Genomic DNA, 19140 nt, shown 5'->3' on the forward strand with positions numbered 1-19140 from the left:
TATAAATATCCCGGGGGAGTCGCCCGCAGGGCGGCGGGGGCAGAGCCCCCACCCCACGCAGATCACATGTGAATGACGCGGCCGTAAGCGTCCAGAACGCTTTCATGCATCATTTCCGACAGCGTCGGATGCGGGAAGACGGTGTTCATCAGGTCCTCTTCCGTGGTCTCCAACTGACGACCCACCACATAGCCCTGAATCATCTCGGTCACTTCAGCACCGATCATGTGTGCGCCCAGCAGTTCGCCGGTTTTGGCGTCAAAGATGGTTTTGATCATGCCCTCAGGCTCACCCAAAGCGATGGCCTTGCCATTGCCAATAAAGGGGAAGCGACCGACTTTGATGTCATAGCCCAGTTCTTTGGCCTTTGCCTCAGTATACCCGACCGAGGCCACCTGCGGCTGACAGTAAGTGCAGCCTGCAATGCTTTCGGGTTTCACCGGATGGGCGTGTTTACCCGCGATCAGTTCGGCCACCATGACACCTTCGTGGCTTGCCTTGTGCGCCAGCCACGGCGCACCGGCGATGTCGCCGATAGCATAGAGCCCCTCGACACCCGTGCGGCAGAACTCATCTGTGACGACATGGGTGCGGTCGATTTTGACACCTAAGGCTTCCAGCCCCAGGTTTTCGACATTGCCCACGATGCCAACGGCCGAGATGACGGTGTCGAACTCATGCTTCTCGACCTTGCCCTTCACCTCAATATGCGCGGTGACTTTGCCCTTGGCGCGATCCAACTGCTTGACCATCGCCTTTTCCATGATGGTCATGCCCTGTTTGGTAAAGGCTTTCTTGGCAAAGGCGCTGATTTCGGCGTCTTCAACCGGCAACACACGGTCCATGACTTCGACCACGGTCGTATCCGCGCCCAGCGTGTTGTAAAAGCTGGCAAATTCGATCCCGATCGCGCCCGAACCGATGACCAGCAATTTCTTGGGCATCCGGGGCGGTTGCAGCGCGTGTTTGTAAGTCCAGACCAGATCACCGTCCGCTTCAAGCCCCGGCAATTCACGGGCACGGGCCCCAGTGGCCAGCACGATGTTTTTGGCGGTAAGTTCCTCGGTCCCCTTGTCGGTTTTGACCGAGACCTTGCCTTTGGCCGGGATCGTCGCCTCCCCCATGACCACAGTGACTTTGTTCTTTTTCAGCAGATGGCCGATTCCGCCCGAAAGCTGCGCCGCGACCCCACGTGAACGTTTGACCACTGCATCCAAATCGTAGTCGACCTTTTCGGCCTTGAGGCCAAAGTCTTTGGCGCGTTCCATAAGGTGGAACACTTCCGACGACCGCAGCATCGCCTTGGTCGGAATACAGCCCCAGTTCAGGCAGATGCCACCCAGGTGTTCGCGTTCGACAACGGCGGTTTTCAGACCCAGCTGAGCCGCGCGGATTGCCGCCACATAGCCGCCAGGACCAGCGCCGATTACGATCAGATCAAAAGATTGTGCAGCCATGTTTTCCTCTCGGCACAGGTCGAATGAAAATTAGTTTACCATTAAACTACTTTTCTCAACGCATCAACAGACCGGACCCGCGACAAATGCGACGCAGGGTCAATGGCCTCTGTTTTCGCGGTTTTCAGCCTATACCCGAGATTTCACAAAGGCTAGGATATTGCTATCCTGCAGACGTGATCTTTCTTAAACACAAGTTATTCGAAAGGCTTACCATGGCCAAAACGCTCAAAGACCTGTTGCTTGCGTTGCTCAATGCCACGCTGATCCTTGTCGCCCTGTGCCTGTTTCTGGGGTGGAAACTGGCTTCAACTGTGGATGACATCACCACCGGGTTTGCAGAAAAAGTGCAGATTGTCGCGCCTTTGAAGGACGAAATACGCGGCATTCGGGGTGAGCTTGTCGCACTACGCACCGACCTTGCTGCAATTCAACAAGAGAATACAGGCGCGAACATTTCAGAGAAGCTGCAAATGTCCACCGCCCTTGTGAAACTGGACAATCTTGAAGCGCAATTACAAGCTACGCAATCGCGCATCGCTGAGCTGACCGAGGCCCCTGAACTGCTGCTTGACGCGGCCATAGAAAAAGCGGCCGGCGAAGCCGCCGACCACATTGTCGCAATTCGTGGATGCGTTCCCGCGTCTTAACGCGCCGCCTGTAGCTCACGCACTGTCGAGCCATATCCGCCCATGTCGACATAAGCGGCTTCGGGGGCTGTCATCGGACGCTCAAGCGCTTCGTTGCGATAGGGGAACCGTCCGAATTTGCGGATCACCTCGCGATGGGCGCGGGCATGCAACAGGTTGCTTTCGCTGTCCTGAGTCATGTTCTGGCACATCAGACGCACGCAGCGTTCCTGATCGCACAGGTTTTCCGAATGCATCATCGGAAGGTAAAAGAACTGCCGCGCGGGTTCATCGATCTTGAGGTCCCATCCCTTGTCCACCGCGCATTTTGCGGCTGTAAGAGCGGCGCGGTCTGAGGCGAATGCTTTCGCGCTGCCGCGGAACATGTTCCTTGGGAACTGATCCATCAGAACAATGTAGGCCAAAGCCCCGCTTGGATAGGTTAGCCAAAGTGAGAATTTACCCTCATTCGCGGCTTCCCAGGTGGTCAAGAAACGGTTGCGAATGTCTGTGTCCAGAGTGTCATCCTGTAGATACCACCCCTTGGGACCAACTTCATCCAACCAAAAACTCAATACGTCTTCAGGCCCTGCCATTGCCCTAAACTCCGTCGTGTTGCCCTCCCCAGGGACGTAACGTCATTTAAGGGTGTTTTACAGATTTGTGACAGTAAAGATTTGCAACATTTGCGACATAATCATGTGTCCTTGGCAACATCTTGCGCTTCTTGCTCGGCTTCGGCGGCTTCGATCGCCACTTCCTGAGCAACCTCAAAGGCAACCGGCGATGCGGTTGGGTAAACCGTGGACATGGTGCCTGTCTCATCGACCGGAATTGCCGCACGCTGTGTGGTGCGATACAGCGCATAGACCGCCATTGTCAGCAGCAACGCCGCGATGAACAGAAAGTAGCCCGGAGGGCCAAATACCTTATCCCCCATCAGCCAACCGGTGATCAGCGGGCCGGCAATCGCCCCAAGACCGTTGATAAACAGCAGACCGCCTGAGGCGGCTGCCATGTCCTCATGGTTGAGAAAGTCATTGGCATGGGCGATCAGCAGGGAATAGAGCGGGTTCGACATCCCGCCGATGACGAAGGCCGCCCCCAGCAGAACAGGAAAGGCCGCACCGAACAACATACCCACTGTGGCCGAACAGGCCCCGACGCCCGCCACCAGCATGATCAGAAAGCGGCGATCCATGCGGTCGGACATCCATCCCAGCGGGTATTGCAGAACCAGCGCTCCGACGTAGAACGCCGCCACAAAGGTCGAAATCTCGGCCAGCGAAAGGTTCGCACGCGCGCCGTAAACCGACGCCATGCCGAACTGGGCCGAAAAGACTCCGCCCAGCAGAAACATCCCGACACAGCCCAACGGGGAATACCCGAAAAGCTCGCGCAGCGTCATGGGTTTGGTCGTGTCAAAGGCCGGCGTGGGAGAGATCGACAACAAAATGGGCGCGAAGGAAATCGAAACAAGGATCGAGGCGACAACAAAGGTGTCAAACCCGGCCGGGTCGCCCACTAGGACCAGCCCTTGCGCGCTGATGATGCCGATCATCTGAAAAATCATGTAAAGCGACAGCGCCTGGCCGCGATTTTCGTTGCTGGCCGCATTATTCAGCCAGCTTTCAGCGGTCACATACACGCCGGAAAAACAAAAGCCGATGACAAAGCGGCCCAGAATCCAGATGACCGGGTTGGTCATCAGCGGATACAGGATCATGACCGCCGAAATGAACGAGGCAAGCGCCGCAAAGACCCGCACATGCCCGACCCTGCGGATCATTTCAGGGGCAAGCCGCGATCCGCCCAGAAAGCCCATGAAATAGGCGGACATGACAACCGACATCTCAAGGGTCGAGAAGCCCTCGATCTCACCTCGAACACCCAGCATCGTGCCCTGCAGGCCGTTGCCGACCATCAACAGGCCCATACCGAGCAAAAGCGCCCATGCGCTGGACAGGACCTGGATCATTGGGGACTCCGTTAGATGCCGACTTGGTAGTTGGATTCGTTTTGGTATGGAAACCGCTTTTGTTCGCGCTTGTCTACGACATCGCCAAGGAATGATCCCGACATCGCGCCCCTTATGGGATCAAAAGCGACGCATCGCCGTAAGAAAAGAAACGATAGTTTTGTGCAATCGCATGCGTATAGACGTCGCGCATGCGATCCTGACCCATCAGGGCCGAGACCAGCATCAAAAGCGTGGACTTGGGCAGATGGAAATTGGTCATCAGCGCATCGGTCACGTGGAACTGAAAACCGGGATAGATGAAGATGTCCGTCTCGCCTTCCCACGGTTCGATCTGACCTGACCGCGCGGCGCTTTCGATCAGGCGCAGCGCTGTGGTCCCCACCGGGATCACGCGCCCGCCTGCGGCCTTGGTGGCGCGGATCTCGGCGGCGACCGTCGCGCTGACCTGGCCCCATTCGGCGTGCATCTTATGGGTGGTGACGTCCTCGACCTTGACCGGCAGGAAGGTGCCCGCGCCCACATGCAGGGTCACATAGCTGAGCGTGACACCGCGCGCGGCAAGCGCCTGCATCAGCGCCTCGTCGAAATGAAGGGAGGCCGTGGGCGCGGCGACCGCCCCCGAATTGCGCGCCCAGATCGTTTGATAGTCGGTTTTGTCCTGCTCATCCGCTGCGCGTTTCGCGGCGATATAGGGTGGCAAAGGCATCGCACCGGCCTGTTCCAGCGCGGCGTCGAAATCTTCGCCCGTCAGGTTGAACCGCAGGTGCGCCTGCCCGTCCTCGACCCGTTCAAGCGTGGCGCTTAGGGCGTCAGAGAACCGTATCTCTTCGCCCGGCTTTACCTTTTTCAGCGGTTTGATCAGGGCCGCCCATGTGCCATCGGCTTGCGGGTCCAGCAGCGTCGCCTCGATCGCGGCTGACACCGGGCCCTGGGCGCTGTCGCGGTGGCGGCGGCCGTTCAGGCGGGCTGGGATGACACGGGTGTCGTTCAGCACCAGCCGATCGCCGGGCTGCAGCCAATCGGGCAGATCGAACACATGCGCATCCGACACGGTATCGCCCTTTGCCACCAGCAATCGCGCCGAGGATCGCGGACTGGCGGGCCGCGTGGCAATCAGGTCTTCGGGCAGATGGAAATCAAAATCGCTGAGTTTCATGGCCGCGCCATAACGCGCTCGTCGCGCCAGTTCAACGCTCCTCTGCCCGCGACCCCGAGGTTCGTTGCGCAGCGTCCGGACGGGGTGGCGTCGCGTTGGGCCCATCCGTCACTGTGGGCGCCGGGGCCCGCAGCAGGTTGCGCAGAAACAGCGGGGCCAACCCGGACAGCGGATTGACCGACACTTTCGGCTCTCGCAACGGGCCGGTCAGGGTATAGTTAAAGCCGATCACGCCCTCGCCCTTTTTGGTAAAGACGCTGCCGATTGCGTTCAGCAGGTAGATCGGGGAAATCGCCCCGCGCAGGTTCAGCATACCGGACACGATATCAACCGTGCCATCAAAGGACAGGCCCATGGACGGCCCGACCGCGCTGCCGCTGAGAACCTTGACCTCGGTTGGTGTGATACGCATCCGGCTTTCGATTGTGGCAAAAAAGATGCCCTGCCCGGCCATCTCATCCAGCAGGCCAACAAGGCTGATGGCGTTCAGCAGCGCGGCCATGGCCGGGGCATCCTTGATACGGGTGTTCGAGATTTTCAGGTTTACATCGTAATTTCCCGGGCCAGCGACCGGTTCCAGTTGCAGATTCATTGCCCCGCCCCGCGCCTGCGTGATCATGTTGGCCGACCGCAATACCTGACCCGCATCGTCCGACAGCAGGGTCACCGCACTGCGACCCGCACGGGGTGAGACCTGTCCCCGCACCGGGGCACCCCCGTTCACACTGGCGGTGAAGGCTCCGTTGACGCCCCCGGCGGTCTGGAACGCGCCTTTGAACCCGGTCAGAGCGATACTTTCGGTCACCTGCAAACGATCCAGCGACACGTCCAGCCGGGGGCTGGCACCGGACGCGCCGCCTCCGCCGCCTTCGCTGCTGCCAAAGGTTGCGCGGCCCAGGTTCATGACCCCGCCCAGCACCCGGATATCGGGCACGGCCCCTCCGGTATTGACCAACTCAGCCGGAACGGCCAGCCAATTGCCCAGATCGAATGAGCTGAACGAGACGCGCTCAAACTCTCCGTCGTTGAATGAGATCGACGCGGTGGTGCGCAGCCCTGCAGCGTCCAGCTGTAGCTCGTCCACGCGCAGGTTTTCGCCGAGTGTGGCATCCACGGTCAATGACCCGGTCGTGCCCGCCCCTTTGCGCCAGCCCAGTTCAGGCACTGACAATACCACGCCCGACAAGTCCGAATTTGCCGTCAGTTTCAGCGGCTCGCCCGCCCCGATGCCCAGCGCAATATCGGCGATGCCCCGGCCGGTCAGCATACCTTGCGGCAGTCCGGCCTTCAGCTCGGCCATCAGGCGCGGCGAAAGTTCGATCTGTCCCGTCAGTTCACTGCGCTGCGGTTCAGTACCGCCGATGGGCTGACGCCATGTAGCCTGCAACGGAACGTCGCCAAACAACCCATCCCCGGACACCGAAACCTGTGTCTGATCGCCATCCAGTTTCAGACGCGGCGCGCTGACCTCGAATCCGGGCACCAGCTTGTCGCTTTGGACGTTGTCGATATCGCCCAGAAAGTGGAACTCGGCCTCCTGGAATTTCAGGCCCTTCTTCATGGGCAAAGACAGCGTGCCGGTCAGGCTGACCTCACCCTCGGCCAAATCGACAGGCAGGTTTGCCTTGGTCAGCAACTGCAACGGCGGCCGGTCCAGTAGTGACAAGGCGGCGGTGGCGCTGCCCTTGGCTATGATCCGCGTGATTGAGGGCGATTCCTTTTTGATACTTGTGTCTGGAATGATAAAAGACGTCCCCGTTGCGTCGATTTCACCGCCCTGATCGGCGACAACGACACCGGCCTCGGCCGTGGCGGTAAAGCGGCGGTTGATCAGGCTGGCCTGGCCTTGCGCATTCACCAATGGCGGCAATGTCTTGGCAAACCGGATCGTGGCGCTATCGAACCCAAAGTCCAGATAGATGTCTGGTTTGGTGTCGGGACGCAGCCGCAGCGCAAAATCGACATCCGAGAAATGACCCGCCTTAAGGTTCTGTTCCACCCACAGGCGCGGCTTGGGGGCCAGAAGGTCAGGCCAGTAGTTCAACAGCTGATCCGCCCCCATACTGTCCAGATGCGCGTCCACCTGCGCCGCCCAGCCATCGGCCTCTCCCTTCAGTCTCCCCGTCCCTAGCAGCCGGTAATTGGCATCCTGTATCATGATCTGGCCCAAACGCAGGTCAAACGGGGCAAGCTTCATCTGCATGTCCAGTTCGGCCCGTTCCAGTTTCAGCGACTCGGGGAACAGATTGGCCGGATTGACATTGATGCTGCTGAAACTCAGCTGCGAGGTCAGGCTGTCCAACGTACCGTTTTCGATCCCGTTCAGATACGCCTTACCTTCACCCTGAAACGCGCCCCAGGCCGAGACCACCGACACTTCGTTAAAGTCCAGCTCCTGACGGTTGGGAGTATAAGTGAAATAGGTTCTGGCGGACTCAAAGGGGATTGGACGGGTTTCCTGAGTGGGCTGCAATGCGCCGGTCCCAAGGTTCAGCGTCGCAAAGACAGGACCCAGTGCGGCATTGCTGTCCACGCTGCCGCGCAAAGCGCCCGAGATCGGAGCCCGAAGCACCTGCAGCCAGGACAGGGCCACCGTCTGCCCTGCTATGTCTTCGGCAGGCAGGTCGGTGATGGCGACGCCAAAGCTGGCCTCGGGCGTTCCCAGAACGCTGGTGTAATTCGCTTCGATGGAACTGGCATAGTCCCGCCCCGTCAGAACCGAGAACCCGGTGGCCAAACGCATTTCGTCGCCGTCGCGGGTGATGGTGATATGGCCACCATCAAACACCCAGGCGCGACCCAGCCGCAAATCCTTGTAGTCCAGCGTCAGGGATTGCAGTTCGATCGAACGTAGCCCGGACAAAAGAGGCGACAGGAACACATCATCCGATTCCTCGATCAGTTGCGCCAGGTCCGGGGCCTCTTGCACCGGGGCGCTGCCAGTGCCGACAGACAAGGACAGTGCCCCGTCCTTGCCCCGGGTCAGGTCGAACTGCGCCCCCCGCACGGCAATGCGGCGCGGGCGAATCTGCCCGCGTAGCAGGCCACGCATAGACAGCCGTGTGCGCAGGTCGGAAACGCGCGCGATCTGCTGCCCTGCGGCATCGCTGATCGTCACATCCGTCAGCCGCAGACGGGGGCGCCAATCCTCATTGACGATGAAACTTGCGTCACCAAAGCTGAATTTCAGGCCCCCCAGGCTTTGCTCCAGCCGTTGTTCGACCCTGTGGCGCAGCCATTCCGGCGCGTGCAGGTTTTGCCCGAACAAAAAGAACCAGCCCAGAAACACCAGCAGGGCCATCGACAGGACCGACCAGACAGAAAAATGCGCGGCGATACGACGACGTGACCGGCGACGCCGGGGTTTCCTGGATTCGGTCGCACTTTTTTTGTCGTGCTGAACCAATTTCTTATCCACGCCTTCCAACCCGCTTGCACCGCCCTATGATCTCGGGCAGCCCTTAAAAAACTTTAGCGGAGTTTCCAATGCCCGACGTCTCAGACATCGCCCCTGATTTTACCCTGCCCCGTGACGGCGGCGGCGAGGTAACACTGTCTTCCCTGCGCGGCGGTGCCGTCGTTCTGTTTTTCTATCCCCGCGATGATACGCCGGGCTGCACCAAGGAATCCATCGGTTTCTCGGAACAACTTCAAGCCTTTGAAGATGCGGGCGCTCACGTTTACGGCATCTCACGCGATAGCGTGGCCAAGCATGACAAGTTTGTCGCCAAGCACAGCCTGACCACACCGCTGCTCTCGGATGAGGGATCTACAGTCTGCGAGGACTACGGCGTATGGGTCGAAAAGAACATGTACGGCCGCAAATCGATGGGCATTGAACGGTCCACGTTCCTCATCGATGCCGAAGGCAAGATCGCCCGCGTCTGGCGCAAGGTCAAAGTGCCCGGTCATGTGGATGAGGTGCTTGAGGCCGTGCGCGGCCTGTAACCCCTTTTCCACGGTCGCCATCCGAACTATGACCCGCAGAACGGATTAGGCGGAGAGAAACAGTGCCCCTGACACTGACCCAGATGGCGACCGAAGTTCTGACCACGGCGGATGGGCGGGCCAAGACCGCCCTTTCCAAACGCCATGCCGCTGCGTGGTTCGCGGCACGCAAGGGCGACGCCCCTGCGATTGAGGTCGGCACCGCAGAACCGCCGCTGCAACCTGCCCGCCCCGACCGGCCTGAACTGCTATCCCCCCGCGAAGTCCCCAAGCGCAAACCGGGGACCGAGGCGGGGCGCATCGCCCTGTTGCATGCCGTGGCTCATATTGAGCTGAACGCGGTGGACCTGCATTGGGACATCATCGCCCGGTTCGGACATGTGCCCATGCCCATTGGTTTCTACGACGACTGGGTCAAATGCGCCGAAGAGGAATCGCGCCATTTCGAGATGGTCTGCGACTGCCTTGAAGCGATGGGCAGTCACTATGGCGCCCTGCCCGCGCATGCGGGCATGTGGCGCGCGGCCGAGGACACGGCCGAGGATCTGATGGGCCGGTTGGCCGTTGTGCCCATGGTCCTTGAAGCACGCGGGCTGGATGTGACGCCCGGCATGATCGACATCTTCCGCAAGGCCAAAGACGAAAAGGCCATCGCCGCGCTTGAGGTGATCTATGCCGAAGAAGTCGGGCATGTCGCCTACGGGTCGAAATGGTTCCATTTTTTGTGCGGGCGCGAAAATGCCGATCCCAAGGATGTGTTTCACAATCTGGTGCGCCGCTATTTCCACGGCGTTCTCAAACCCCCGTTCAACGAAGAAAAACGCGCCGAGGCGGGGCTGCCACCCGATTTTTACTGGCCCCTGACCGAAGACCTCCCCCTGCCTGGTGCTGCGCAATAAGCATGCTCAAATCGGTGTTATCGGCAAATTCCCGCCGAGAATGGGCGGTAAAAAACCCGTTTCTTGTGTGAACTGGTTAACAAACTTGCCCAAAGCATTCGCGCCCTCTATGCACTTCGCCCAAGGGACGGCTATCACTCACGACCGGTCCCGATCTTGGGGATGAGAGGTGAAGACGCGTGCGAACTCGTCTGGCAATCAAACTACACTCACTGCTTGAACGGCATTTCCCGGAGCGCCGGGTTTTCCTGAAATCTGATAATGACACGCGGTTCATCCGACTCAGCTCGGAAACTCAGGTGGTCGCCGTTGCGGGCGTTGCGGTGATCGTCGGCTGGACCGCTGTGGCCACGGCGATCCTGCTGATGGACAGCATCGGATCAGGCAATTTCCGCGAGCAGGCAAAACGCGATCAGGCAACCTATCAGGAACGTCTGAACATCCTGTCAGCCGAGCGCGACATGCGCGCCGAAGAAGCGCTGATGGCGCAGGACCGGTTCAATGCCGCGCTGGAGCAGATTTCAGCCATGCAATCGGAACTGCTGGCGTCGGAGAATCGCAGGCGCGAGCTTGAGACCGGGATCGAGGTGATCCAGACCACCTTGCGCGCCACTATGAAACAGCGCGAAGAGGCACGCACAGAGCTGGCGAACATGCAGGCCGAAACCGGTGAAGGCGATGTCTACCTGACCGCCATGGCCGCCCCCGAACAGATGACATTTATGACCGACGCCCTCGCCCGCACGGCGCAGGAACGCGATCAGATCGCCTCGGATGCGCGGGACGCATTGGACCAGCGGGATGAGCTTGAGCTGGAAATCCGCCTGATGCAGGAACGCAGCGACGAGATTTTCCGCCAACTGGAAGAGGCGATGGTGATCTCGGTCGAGCCGCTGGACAAGATGTTCCGTCAGGCGGGCATGCCCACCGACCGCATCATTGAAGAGGTCCGCCGCGGCTATAGCGGTATGGGCGGCCCCCTGACCCCGATCTCGTTCAGTACGCGCGGTGAAGATCTTACCGCGGACGAAATCCGCGCCAATGTCCTGCTGCAGCAGATGGATCAGTTGAACCTGTATCGCATCGCAGCCGAAAAGGCCCCCTTTGCCAGCCCGGTGCGCGCCGCCGTGCGTTATACCAGCGGTTTCGGCACCCGCCGCGATCCCAAAACCGGCGGTCGCCGCATGCATAACGGCGCCGATTTTGCAGGTGCCCATGGAACAGACATCTTTGCCACGGCTGACGGTGTTGTAACCCATGCGGGATGGCAGTCCGGGTTCGGCAGATTGGTAAAAATCAAGCATGCCTTCGGAATTGAGACACTTTACGCTCATAACACCAAGATCCTGGTGAAGGTTGGTCAAAGGGTCTCGCGCGGGGATCATATTGCTGATATGGGTAGCACTGGTCGGTCTACCGGGACGCATCTGCACTATGAGGTGCGCGTTGACGGTGTACCCAGAAATCCAATGGACTATATTAAGGCTGCGAGAAATGTTTTCTAAGAGCAAAATCAATGAGCCCGCATCCAACGCGCCCGAGACAGCAAAGCCTGCTGCTCCGGCGAGCCCGGCGACCCCTGCACCTGCTGAAAAAAAGGCCAGCACCGCGCCCAAGCCCAAGCCTCCGGCGTCGGTTCTGTCCTCTGACCTGCACATCACGGGGAACCTGAAAACCTCGGGCGATATTCAGGTTGAGGGCACGGTCGAAGGCGACATCCGCGCGCATCTGCTGACCATTGGCGAAACCGCAACCATCAAGGGCGAAGTGACCGCCGATGACGTCGTGATCAACGGTCGCATCGTGGGCCGCGTGCGTGGCCTGAAGGTGCGCCTGACCTCGACCGCGCGTGTCGAAGGCGACATCATCCACAAGACCATCGCCATCGAAAGCGGCGCGCATTTCGAAGGCTCGGTCCAGCGTCAGGACGATCCGCTGAATCCCGGCCGCAGCGCCAAGTCGGGCGCGAACCCGGCGGCAGAGGTCAAGCAGTAAGCCTGACCTCATACCGAAAGGAACAAACGCCGCGGGCCATGCCTGCGGCGTTTTTCTTTTCCCCTTGTTGCCTGGCCTGACGGCGATAAGCTTCCCGTATGGTGATCCTTTTCCTTATCCTGTTGTTGGTCGCGGGCTTTTTTCTGTACCGCCACTGGGCCAAATCCCAGGCACGGCACCAGTTGCTGGCAACACCGCTGACAGACCATCAGCGCCGCGTGATCGAACAGCAGGTTCCGCTGATCCAACGCCTGCCCCCTGACCTGCGGGCGAAACTGGACGGTAAGGTGAACCTGTTTCTGGATCAGGTTCAGTTCCACGGCTGCGACGGTCTGGAGGTCACCGAAGAGATGGAGCTGGCCATCGCAGCACAGGCAAGCCTGCTGCTGGTCAACAGTGATCTCTGGTATGATCACCTGACGACCATTCTGATCTACCCCACTGCCTTCAAATCACGTCAGCGCCGGCAAGACGGCTATGTGGTCAGCGAAAAGGAAATCATCCGCACCGGCGAAAGCTGGGATCGCGGGCCGGTCATCCTGTCCTGGTCCCACAGCAAGCAAGGTGCCGCGAATGATCACGACGGTCAGAACGTGGTCCTGCACGAATTCGCACATCAGGTCGATGATCTGTCAGGCGGCACGAACGGCGTTCCGATCCTGAGTGACGGGCAGAGTTTCGCGGAATGGGAACGCGTGTTCCTGACCGCCTATGACGCCCATGTCCAAGCGGTTGAACGCGGTCAGCACACGGTCATCGACCCTTATGGCGCAACCGGCCACGAAGAGTTTTTTGCCGTATCCGTCGAGGTATTCTTTGAACAGCCGCAGCAGTTGAAAACCTCGGTCCCAAGCGTCTATGAGCAGCTCTCCAAGCTGTTCCGACTTGATCCTGCCAGTTGGAACTGACGCAGGTTGCTTTGGCAATTCTCCAATGATTTCACAAAATTACATTTTTGAATTACACTAAACTCATTGTTTTCAGGAGGGCTTTTCATGTCATCAAAACTATTGGCCGAGTTTTTCGGCACATTCTGGCTGGTGCTGGGCGGCTGCGGCAGCGCCGTATTGGCAGCGGGTGTTGCTGACGTGGGCATCGGCTGGCTAGGCGTTTCGTTTGCCTTTGGCCTAACGGTTCTGACCATGGCCTATGCGGTCGGGCATATCTCCGGCGGTCACTTTAACCCCGCAGTCAGTTTGGGATTGATGATCGGAGGGCGCTTTCCCGCCAAAGACCTGATCCCCTATTGGATCGCTCAGGTGGTCGGTGCCATCGCAGCCGCCGCGGTTCTATACCTGATTGTCAGCGGCGCGCCGGAATTCGAAGGCGTGGGCAGCTTTGCTTCAAACGGGTACGGCGCGGCCTCGCCCGAGGGCTATTCGATGATGTCGGCCCTTGTGATCGAGATCGTCCTGACCGCCTTTTTCCTTGTGGTTATCCTGGGGGCCACATCAAATTTTGCACCACAGGGGTTTGGCCCGATTGCGATTGGCCTGTGCCTGACGCTGATCCACCTGATCTCAATCCCGGTGACGAACACATCGGTCAACCCGGCCCGCTCTACCGGGGTTGCCCTGTTTGCCGATGCTCCGGCTATGTCGCAGCTGTGGCTGTTCTGGGTCGCCCCGCTGATCGGCGGCGCAATCGGCGCGCTGATCTGGAAGGCGATGGGAGACGATTGAAGAAAAAGCCCCGAGGTGGCGTGCCTCGGGGCCTTTTGATTTAGTCAGTGACAGTCACCGTTTTCATAACGTCCGGCTGGCCGATGACGGCACCGTTGGGGCCTTCGCCCCGCTTGATGGCATCGACAACGTCCATACCGCCGGTCACCTGACCCACTACGGTGTATTCGCCGTTCAGGAACGGACCGGGGGCGAACATGATGAAGAATTGCGAGTTGGCACTATTGGGATCCTGAGCCCGCGCCATACCAATGACGCCACGGTCATAGTTATAGTCCGAGAACTCAGCCGCCAGGTCTGGACGGTCCGACCCGCCAGTACCCGCGCGGCGCATATCGCTGCCGATGCGTCCGAACTCGACATCACCGGTCTGTGCCATGAAGCCGTCGATCACGCGGTGGAACACCACGCCATCGTATTTGCCTTCGGCGGCCAGAGCGCTGATTTGCTCGACATGGTTGGGGGCAAGGTCTTCGAACAGGTCGACGGTGACGGTGCCATTGGCGCCCTCACCTTCGATTTCGATCTGCAGCCCGGTCGCCAGCGCCGGGCTGGCCAGCAGGGCAAAAGCTGCGGCCAGCTTATACATCGGCCGCCACCTTAACGCTGATCATGCGATCGGGGTTCGCAGGCGGCTCACCACGAACAATCGCGTCCACATGCTCCATCCCGTCGATGACACGGCCATAAACAGTGTACTGACCGTTCAGGAAGTGGTTGTCCTTGAAGTTGATGAAGAACTGCGAGTTGGCCGAATCCGGGTTTTGCGAACGGGCCGCGCCCAGCGTGCCCCGGTCATGCGGCAGTTTCGAGAATTCGGCCGGAACGTTCGGCAGCGAAGAACCACCTGTGCCCGCCATGCGGATGTTGAACCCGTCTTCCATGTCGCCGTGCTGCACATCGCCGGTCTGCGCCATGAAACCGTCGATCACACGGTGGAAGGCAACGTTATCGTATTCGCCGCCACGGGCCAGTTCCTTCATACGGGCCGAGTGCTGAGGGGCCACGTCGGGCAGCAGCTCGATGACGACATTGCCGCCTTTCAGCTCGATGATGATGGTGTTTTCGGGATCCTTGATCTCGGCCATGAGGCCCTCCTGTCGTTTGTCTTGCGCAAATACCTATGCGGCATGGGCGTGAATGCCAAGTGACGCATTGACCTGAGGGCAAAATGCAGGAAAAGAACCGCCTAAATCTGTTTCACATTTCTGAGGGATCGCGCGATGGGCTGGAAAACACTCGACGACATGGACCTGAACGGCAAACGCGTGCTGGTGCGCGTCGATATCAACGTGCCGGTTGCGGACGGGGTTGTCACCGATGACACCCGCATTCAGCGCATCGTGCCGACCGTTCAGGATATTCTGGCCGCTGGTGGCAGGCCGATCCTGCTGGCTCATTTCGGTCGCCCGGGCGGTGAGCGCAAGATGGACCTGTCGCTGCAACAACTGGTCCCCGCCCTTGAGGCCACCTTTGGCACCACTGTCCAATTCGCCCCCGATTGTGTCGGGCCCGAGGCTGAGGCCGCCGCAGAGGCGCTGCAGCCCGGTCAGGTTCTGCTGCTGGAAAACACCCGTTTCCATGCAGCTGAAACCAAGAACGACGCGGACCTTGCCGCCGGCATGGCCAAGCTGGGGGATGTATATTGCAACGATGCCTTCTCGGCCGCGCACCGCGCCCACAGCTCGACCGAGGCCATTGCCCGTCTGTTGCCCGCTTATGCGGGCCGTCTGATGCAGGCCGAGCTTGAGGCGCTGGAGGGCGCACTGAGCGCCCCCAAACGCCCTGTGACCGCTGTGGTTGGTGGAGCTAAAGTATCTACCAAGCTGGAATTGCTGGGCAACCTGATCAACAAGGTGGACTACCTGGTGATCGGCGGCGGCATGGCCAACACGTTCCTCGTTGCCCAAGGCGTGAATGTTGGCAAATCGCTGGCTGAAACGGCGATGAAAGACACTGCGGCCGAAATTCTGGCCAAGGCTGAGAGCGCGGGCTGCACTATTGTGCTGCCCTCGGACATCGTGGTTGCGGAAGAGTTCGCAGCGGGCGCGCCGCATCAGGTCTTGCCCGCCGATCAATGCACAGCAGACGGCATGATCCTGGATGCCGGCCCGGATAGCGTCGCCGCGATTTCCGAGATCTTTGGCAACAGCCAGACCCTGATCTGGAACGGCCCCTTGGGCGCGTTCGAAATCGCGCCCTTCGATGTGGCCACCAATGCCGCCGCCCTGAAAGCTGCAGAGTTAACCCGCGCAGGCCAATTGGTTTCGGTCGCAGGTGGCGGTGATACGGTTGCCGCGCTGAACGCCTCGGGCGCAGCGGCGGATTTCTCGTATATCTCGACGGCTGGCGGCGCGTTCCTGGAATGGATGGAAGGCAAAACCCTGCCGGGCGTTGCCGCGCTGGATCAATAAAAAGCCCGCTTTTGCGGATTTTTGCGAATCAGGGGATTCACAACCCGAATCGCCTGTGACATAGTGTGTTCAGAGGCTCGCAAAGGGCCCGTTATTGAGGCGTTTCATACGGCGGTAAACAGAGTGTCCCGTTCCCATCGGCCCGGTTTGGGCGCAGTCGTTTTCTTCATGGTGGCATTTATGCTGGGTGTGTATTTCACCTTCGCTGCCGTGCAGGGCGACTATGGCCTGTTCCGACGGGTCGAGATTGCGGCGGAACGGGACGCCCTGTCGCGCGACCTGGCCAAACTTGAGGCCGAGATTGCCGAAATGGAAAACCTGACCCGTCGCCTGTCAGACACCTATCTGGACCTCGACCTGTTAGATCAGCAGGCGCGTTCCGTTCTGGGCATGATCCGCTCGGATGAGATTGTCATCCGCTGATCAAGGGCCAAGATTTTTCGACGAAAAATCTATCGCGCATCACTGAACCCTCTGCGCTTTCGGTCGGCTTCCGCGCGAACGGACGCTGCGTCACATTAACACTCGCCAGAAAGCAGGAAATGCTTTAATAGATAGTTTAACGCTAAACTATCTGTCCGAAAGGGGGAGATCGCCACAATGGCTGCGCGAAAAACCACAAAGAAACCAAATGTTTCTGCAGAAGAGCTCAAAACCTATTACCGCGAGATGCTGTTGATCCGCCGATTCGAGGAAAAGGCAGGTCAGCTTTATGGTATGGGTTTGATCGGGGGGTTCTGCCACCTCTATATCGGACAAGAAGCCGTTGTTGTGGGTCTTGAGGCCGCAGCACAGGAAGGCGACAAACGCATCACCTCATATCGCGACCACGGCCATATGCTGGCCTGCGGCATGGACCCGGGCGGCGTGATGGCCGAACTGACCGGGCGCGAGGGCGGCCTGTCCAAAGGTAAAGGCGGCTCGATGCACATGTTCTCGAAAGAGAAGCATTTCTATGGCGGCCACGGCATCGTCGGCGCGCAGGTTCCGCTGGGCGCAGGTCTGGCATTTGCTGACAAGTACAAGGAAAACGGTGGCGTCACCTTCACCTATTTCGGGGATGGTGCCGCCAACCAGGGTCAGGTCTATGAGACGTTCAACATGGCGGCTCTTTGGGAATTGCCCGTGGTCTTTGTGATCGAGAACAACCAATACGCCATGGGCACGGCGCAGGCGCGCTCGACCTCTTCGGCAGATATCTATCACCGCGGTCAAGCCTTCGGCATCCCGGGCGAAATGGTCAACGGCATGGACGTGCTTGCGGTCAAAGCCGCCGGTGAAAAAGCCGTCGCCCACTGCCGGGCTGGCAAGGGCCCTTACATCCTTGAGGTCAAAACCTACCGGTACCGTGGCCACTCGATGTCTGACCCGGCCAAGTACCGCACCCGCGAAGAGGTTCAGAAGGTCCGCGAACAAAGCGACCCCATCGAACATGTGCGCGAGCTGCTGCTGACCGGCAAACACGCGACCGAAGATGACCTGAAGGCGATCGACAAAGAGATCAAAGAGGTCGTCAACCAGGCCGCCGAATTCTCAAAAGAAAGCCCCGAGCCTTCCGTCGAAGAGCTCTGGACAGACATTTACGCCTGAGAGGACGAATAAGACATGGCAACCGAAATTCTCATGCCCGCCCTTTCGCCCACGATGGAAGAGGGCACGCTGGCCAAATGGCTGGTCAAAGAAGGCGACACCGTATCCTCGGGCGATATCATGGCCGAGATCGAAACCGACAAGGCGACGATGGAGTTCGAAGCTGTCGATGAAGGCATCGTCGGCAAGATCCTGATCGAAGAAGGGACCGAGGGGGTGAAGGTGAACACCCCTATCGCGATCCTTGTGGAGGAAGGCGAAGACGCCTCTGCCCTGCCCGCGGCTGCGCCCGCAGCCGCAGCGGTGACCGAGGCCGCCCCTGCGGCGGTTGAGGCCCCCGCTCCTGCAGCCGCCCCTGCTGCACCGGTAGTCGACCTGTCGCCTGATTGGCCGGCGGACGCTGAAATGAAATCCGAAACCGTCCGCGAAGCGCTCCGCGACGCGATGGCTGAGGAAATGCGCGGCGACGACGATGTCTACCTGATGGGCGAAGAAGTCGCAGAATACCAGGGGGCTTATAAGATCAGTCAGGGCCTGCTGGACGAGTTCGGCGCCAAGCGCGTGATCGATACCCCGATCACCGAGCACGGCTTTGCCGGTATCGCGGTTGGTTCGGCCTTTGGGGGTTTGAAACCCATCGTCGAATTCATGACCTTCAACTTCGCCATGCAGGCGATTGACCAGATCATCAACTCCGCCGCCAAGACGCTCTATATGTCCGGTGGTCAGATGGGCTGCCCCATCGTCTTCCGTGGCCCCAACGGTGCCGCCGCCCGCGTGGCCGCGCAGCACTCCCAAGACTATGCGGCGTGGTACATGCAAATCCCCGGCCTGAAAGTCGTCATGCCCTACTCGGCAGCCGACGCCAAAGGCCTGCTGAAATCGGCAATCCGCGATCCCAACCCGGTGATCTTCCTAGAAAACGAAATCCTCTACGGACGGACGTTCGACGTACCGCAAGTGGATGACCTGACCGTCCCTCTGGGCAAGGCGCGTATCTGGCGTGAAGGCTCGGACGTGACCATCGTCAGCTTTGGCATCGGCATGCAATACGCGCTGGAAGCCGCCGACAAGCTGGCCGAAGACGGCATCAGCGCCGAGGTCATCGACCTGCGCACCATCCGTCCGATGGACACCGGCGCGATCATCAACTCGGTGATGAAAACCAACCGTCTGGTGACCGTCGAAGAAGGTTGGCCGCAAGGCTCGGTCGGCAGCTACATCAGCTCGGTCGTGATGCAGGAGGCGTTCGATTATCTCGACGCGCCCGTCATCAATTGCACCGGCAAGGATGTTCCGATGCCTTACGCCGCGAACCTCGAAAAACTGGCCCTGATCACCACCGATGAGGTGATCGCCGCCGTCAAACAAGTGACCTACCGGTAAGGA

The 19140-nt window shown here is 59.6% G+C and carries 18 protein-coding genes; 11 read left to right on the forward strand and 7 right to left on the reverse strand.

The window, feature by feature from the left end:
* Positions 1-62: 62 nt before the first annotated feature.
* On the reverse strand, positions 63-1457 hold the full coding sequence (gene lpdA, locus ACR0J5_RS07345) for a dihydrolipoyl dehydrogenase (protein ID WP_480651872.1): 1395 nt from the start codon (positions 1455-1457) through the stop codon (positions 63-65).
* 23 nt (positions 1458-1480) lie between these two features.
* Here lpdA and ACR0J5_RS07350 point away from each other — a divergent pair, with 23 nt between their 5' ends.
* Positions 1481-2107 carry a hypothetical protein gene (locus ACR0J5_RS07350; protein ID WP_480651874.1) on the forward strand — a complete coding sequence of 209 codons (627 nt, stop codon included), beginning with the start codon at positions 1481-1483 and terminating at the stop codon, positions 2105-2107.
* On the opposite strand, the gene ACR0J5_RS07355 is transcribed toward ACR0J5_RS07350, so the two are convergent.
* The 4 genes from ACR0J5_RS07355 to ACR0J5_RS07370 form a co-directional block, all read right to left on the reverse strand.
* The gene (locus ACR0J5_RS07355; protein WP_480651876.1) at positions 2104-2682 is read right to left on the reverse strand and encodes a DUF924 family protein; all 579 of its coding nucleotides are present in this window, start codon (positions 2680-2682) and stop codon (positions 2104-2106) included. The genes ACR0J5_RS07350 and ACR0J5_RS07355 overlap by 4 nt on opposite strands.
* Before the next feature lie 101 nt (positions 2683-2783).
* Positions 2784-4064 carry an MFS transporter gene (locus tag ACR0J5_RS07360; protein WP_480651878.1) on the reverse strand — a complete coding sequence of 427 codons (1281 nt, stop codon included), beginning with the start codon at positions 4062-4064 and terminating at the stop codon, positions 2784-2786.
* 112 nt (positions 4065-4176) lie between these two features.
* On the reverse strand, positions 4177-5223 hold the full coding sequence (queA, locus tag ACR0J5_RS07365; RefSeq protein WP_480651879.1) for a tRNA preQ1(34) S-adenosylmethionine ribosyltransferase-isomerase QueA: 1047 nt from the start codon (positions 5221-5223) through the stop codon (positions 4177-4179).
* Between the two features lie 31 nt (positions 5224-5254).
* A complete protein-coding gene (locus ACR0J5_RS07370; protein WP_480651881.1) occupies positions 5255-8641 on the reverse strand; it encodes a YhdP family protein in 3387 nt (1128 codons plus the stop codon).
* A gap of 68 nt (positions 8642-8709) precedes the next feature.
* Between ACR0J5_RS07370 and ACR0J5_RS07375 the strand changes: the two genes are divergently transcribed.
* From ACR0J5_RS07375 to aqpZ, 6 genes are all read left to right on the forward strand, one after another.
* Complete coding sequence (locus tag ACR0J5_RS07375) at positions 8710-9171, forward strand: peroxiredoxin (protein WP_480651883.1); 462 nt, start codon at positions 8710-8712, stop codon at positions 9169-9171.
* A gap of 83 nt (positions 9172-9254) precedes the next feature.
* Entirely contained in the window at positions 9255-10070 is an 816-nt protein-coding gene (locus tag ACR0J5_RS07380) for a ferritin-like domain-containing protein (RefSeq protein WP_480652881.1), read from the forward strand.
* A gap of 179 nt (positions 10071-10249) precedes the next feature.
* Positions 10250-11575, forward strand: a complete 1326-nt coding sequence (locus ACR0J5_RS07385) for a DUF5930 domain-containing protein (RefSeq protein WP_480651885.1) — start codon at positions 10250-10252, stop codon at positions 11573-11575.
* Positions 11565-12065: a bactofilin family protein gene (locus ACR0J5_RS07390; protein ID WP_480651887.1), complete on the forward strand. Its 501-nt coding sequence runs from the start codon at positions 11565-11567 to the stop codon at positions 12063-12065. Before ACR0J5_RS07385 ends, ACR0J5_RS07390 begins: the two co-directional genes overlap by 11 nt.
* A 98-nt stretch (positions 12066-12163) precedes the next feature.
* On the forward strand, positions 12164-12973 hold the full coding sequence (locus ACR0J5_RS07395) for a M90 family metallopeptidase (protein ID WP_480651889.1): 810 nt from the start codon (positions 12164-12166) through the stop codon (positions 12971-12973).
* An 87-nt stretch (positions 12974-13060) separates the two neighbouring features.
* A complete protein-coding gene (gene aqpZ, locus ACR0J5_RS07400) occupies positions 13061-13747 on the forward strand; it encodes an aquaporin Z (RefSeq protein ID WP_480651891.1) in 687 nt (228 codons plus the stop codon).
* Between the two features lie 40 nt (positions 13748-13787).
* Here the strand turns inward: aqpZ and ACR0J5_RS07405 are convergent, their stop codons facing one another.
* On the reverse strand, positions 13788-14336 hold the full coding sequence (locus ACR0J5_RS07405) for a peptidylprolyl isomerase (protein WP_480651893.1): 549 nt from the start codon (positions 14334-14336) through the stop codon (positions 13788-13790).
* On the reverse strand, positions 14329-14835 hold the full coding sequence (locus ACR0J5_RS07410) for a peptidylprolyl isomerase (RefSeq protein WP_480651895.1): 507 nt from the start codon (positions 14833-14835) through the stop codon (positions 14329-14331). Before ACR0J5_RS07410 ends, ACR0J5_RS07405 begins: the two co-directional genes overlap by 8 nt.
* A gap of 135 nt (positions 14836-14970) precedes the next feature.
* On the opposite strand from ACR0J5_RS07410, the gene ACR0J5_RS07415 reads away from it, so the two are divergent.
* From ACR0J5_RS07415 to ACR0J5_RS07430, 4 genes are all read left to right on the forward strand, one after another.
* Positions 14971-16161, forward strand: a complete 1191-nt coding sequence (locus ACR0J5_RS07415) for a phosphoglycerate kinase (RefSeq protein ID WP_480651897.1) — start codon at positions 14971-14973, stop codon at positions 16159-16161.
* Between the two features lie 123 nt (positions 16162-16284).
* Positions 16285-16584 (forward strand): FtsB family cell division protein, encoded by a 300-nt coding sequence (locus ACR0J5_RS07420; RefSeq protein ID WP_068331927.1) that lies wholly within the window; start codon positions 16285-16287, stop codon positions 16582-16584.
* A 177-nt stretch (positions 16585-16761) separates the two neighbouring features.
* On the forward strand, positions 16762-17751 hold the full coding sequence (gene pdhA / locus ACR0J5_RS07425; RefSeq protein WP_480651899.1) for a pyruvate dehydrogenase (acetyl-transferring) E1 component subunit alpha: 990 nt from the start codon (positions 16762-16764) through the stop codon (positions 17749-17751).
* A gap of 15 nt (positions 17752-17766) precedes the next feature.
* Complete coding sequence (locus ACR0J5_RS07430; protein WP_480651901.1) at positions 17767-19137, forward strand: pyruvate dehydrogenase complex E1 component subunit beta; 1371 nt, start codon at positions 17767-17769, stop codon at positions 19135-19137.
* The last annotated feature ends 3 nt before the right edge of the window (positions 19138-19140 follow it).

The sequence above is a fragment of the Ruegeria sp. BE1 genome (genome assembly GCF_056538885.1).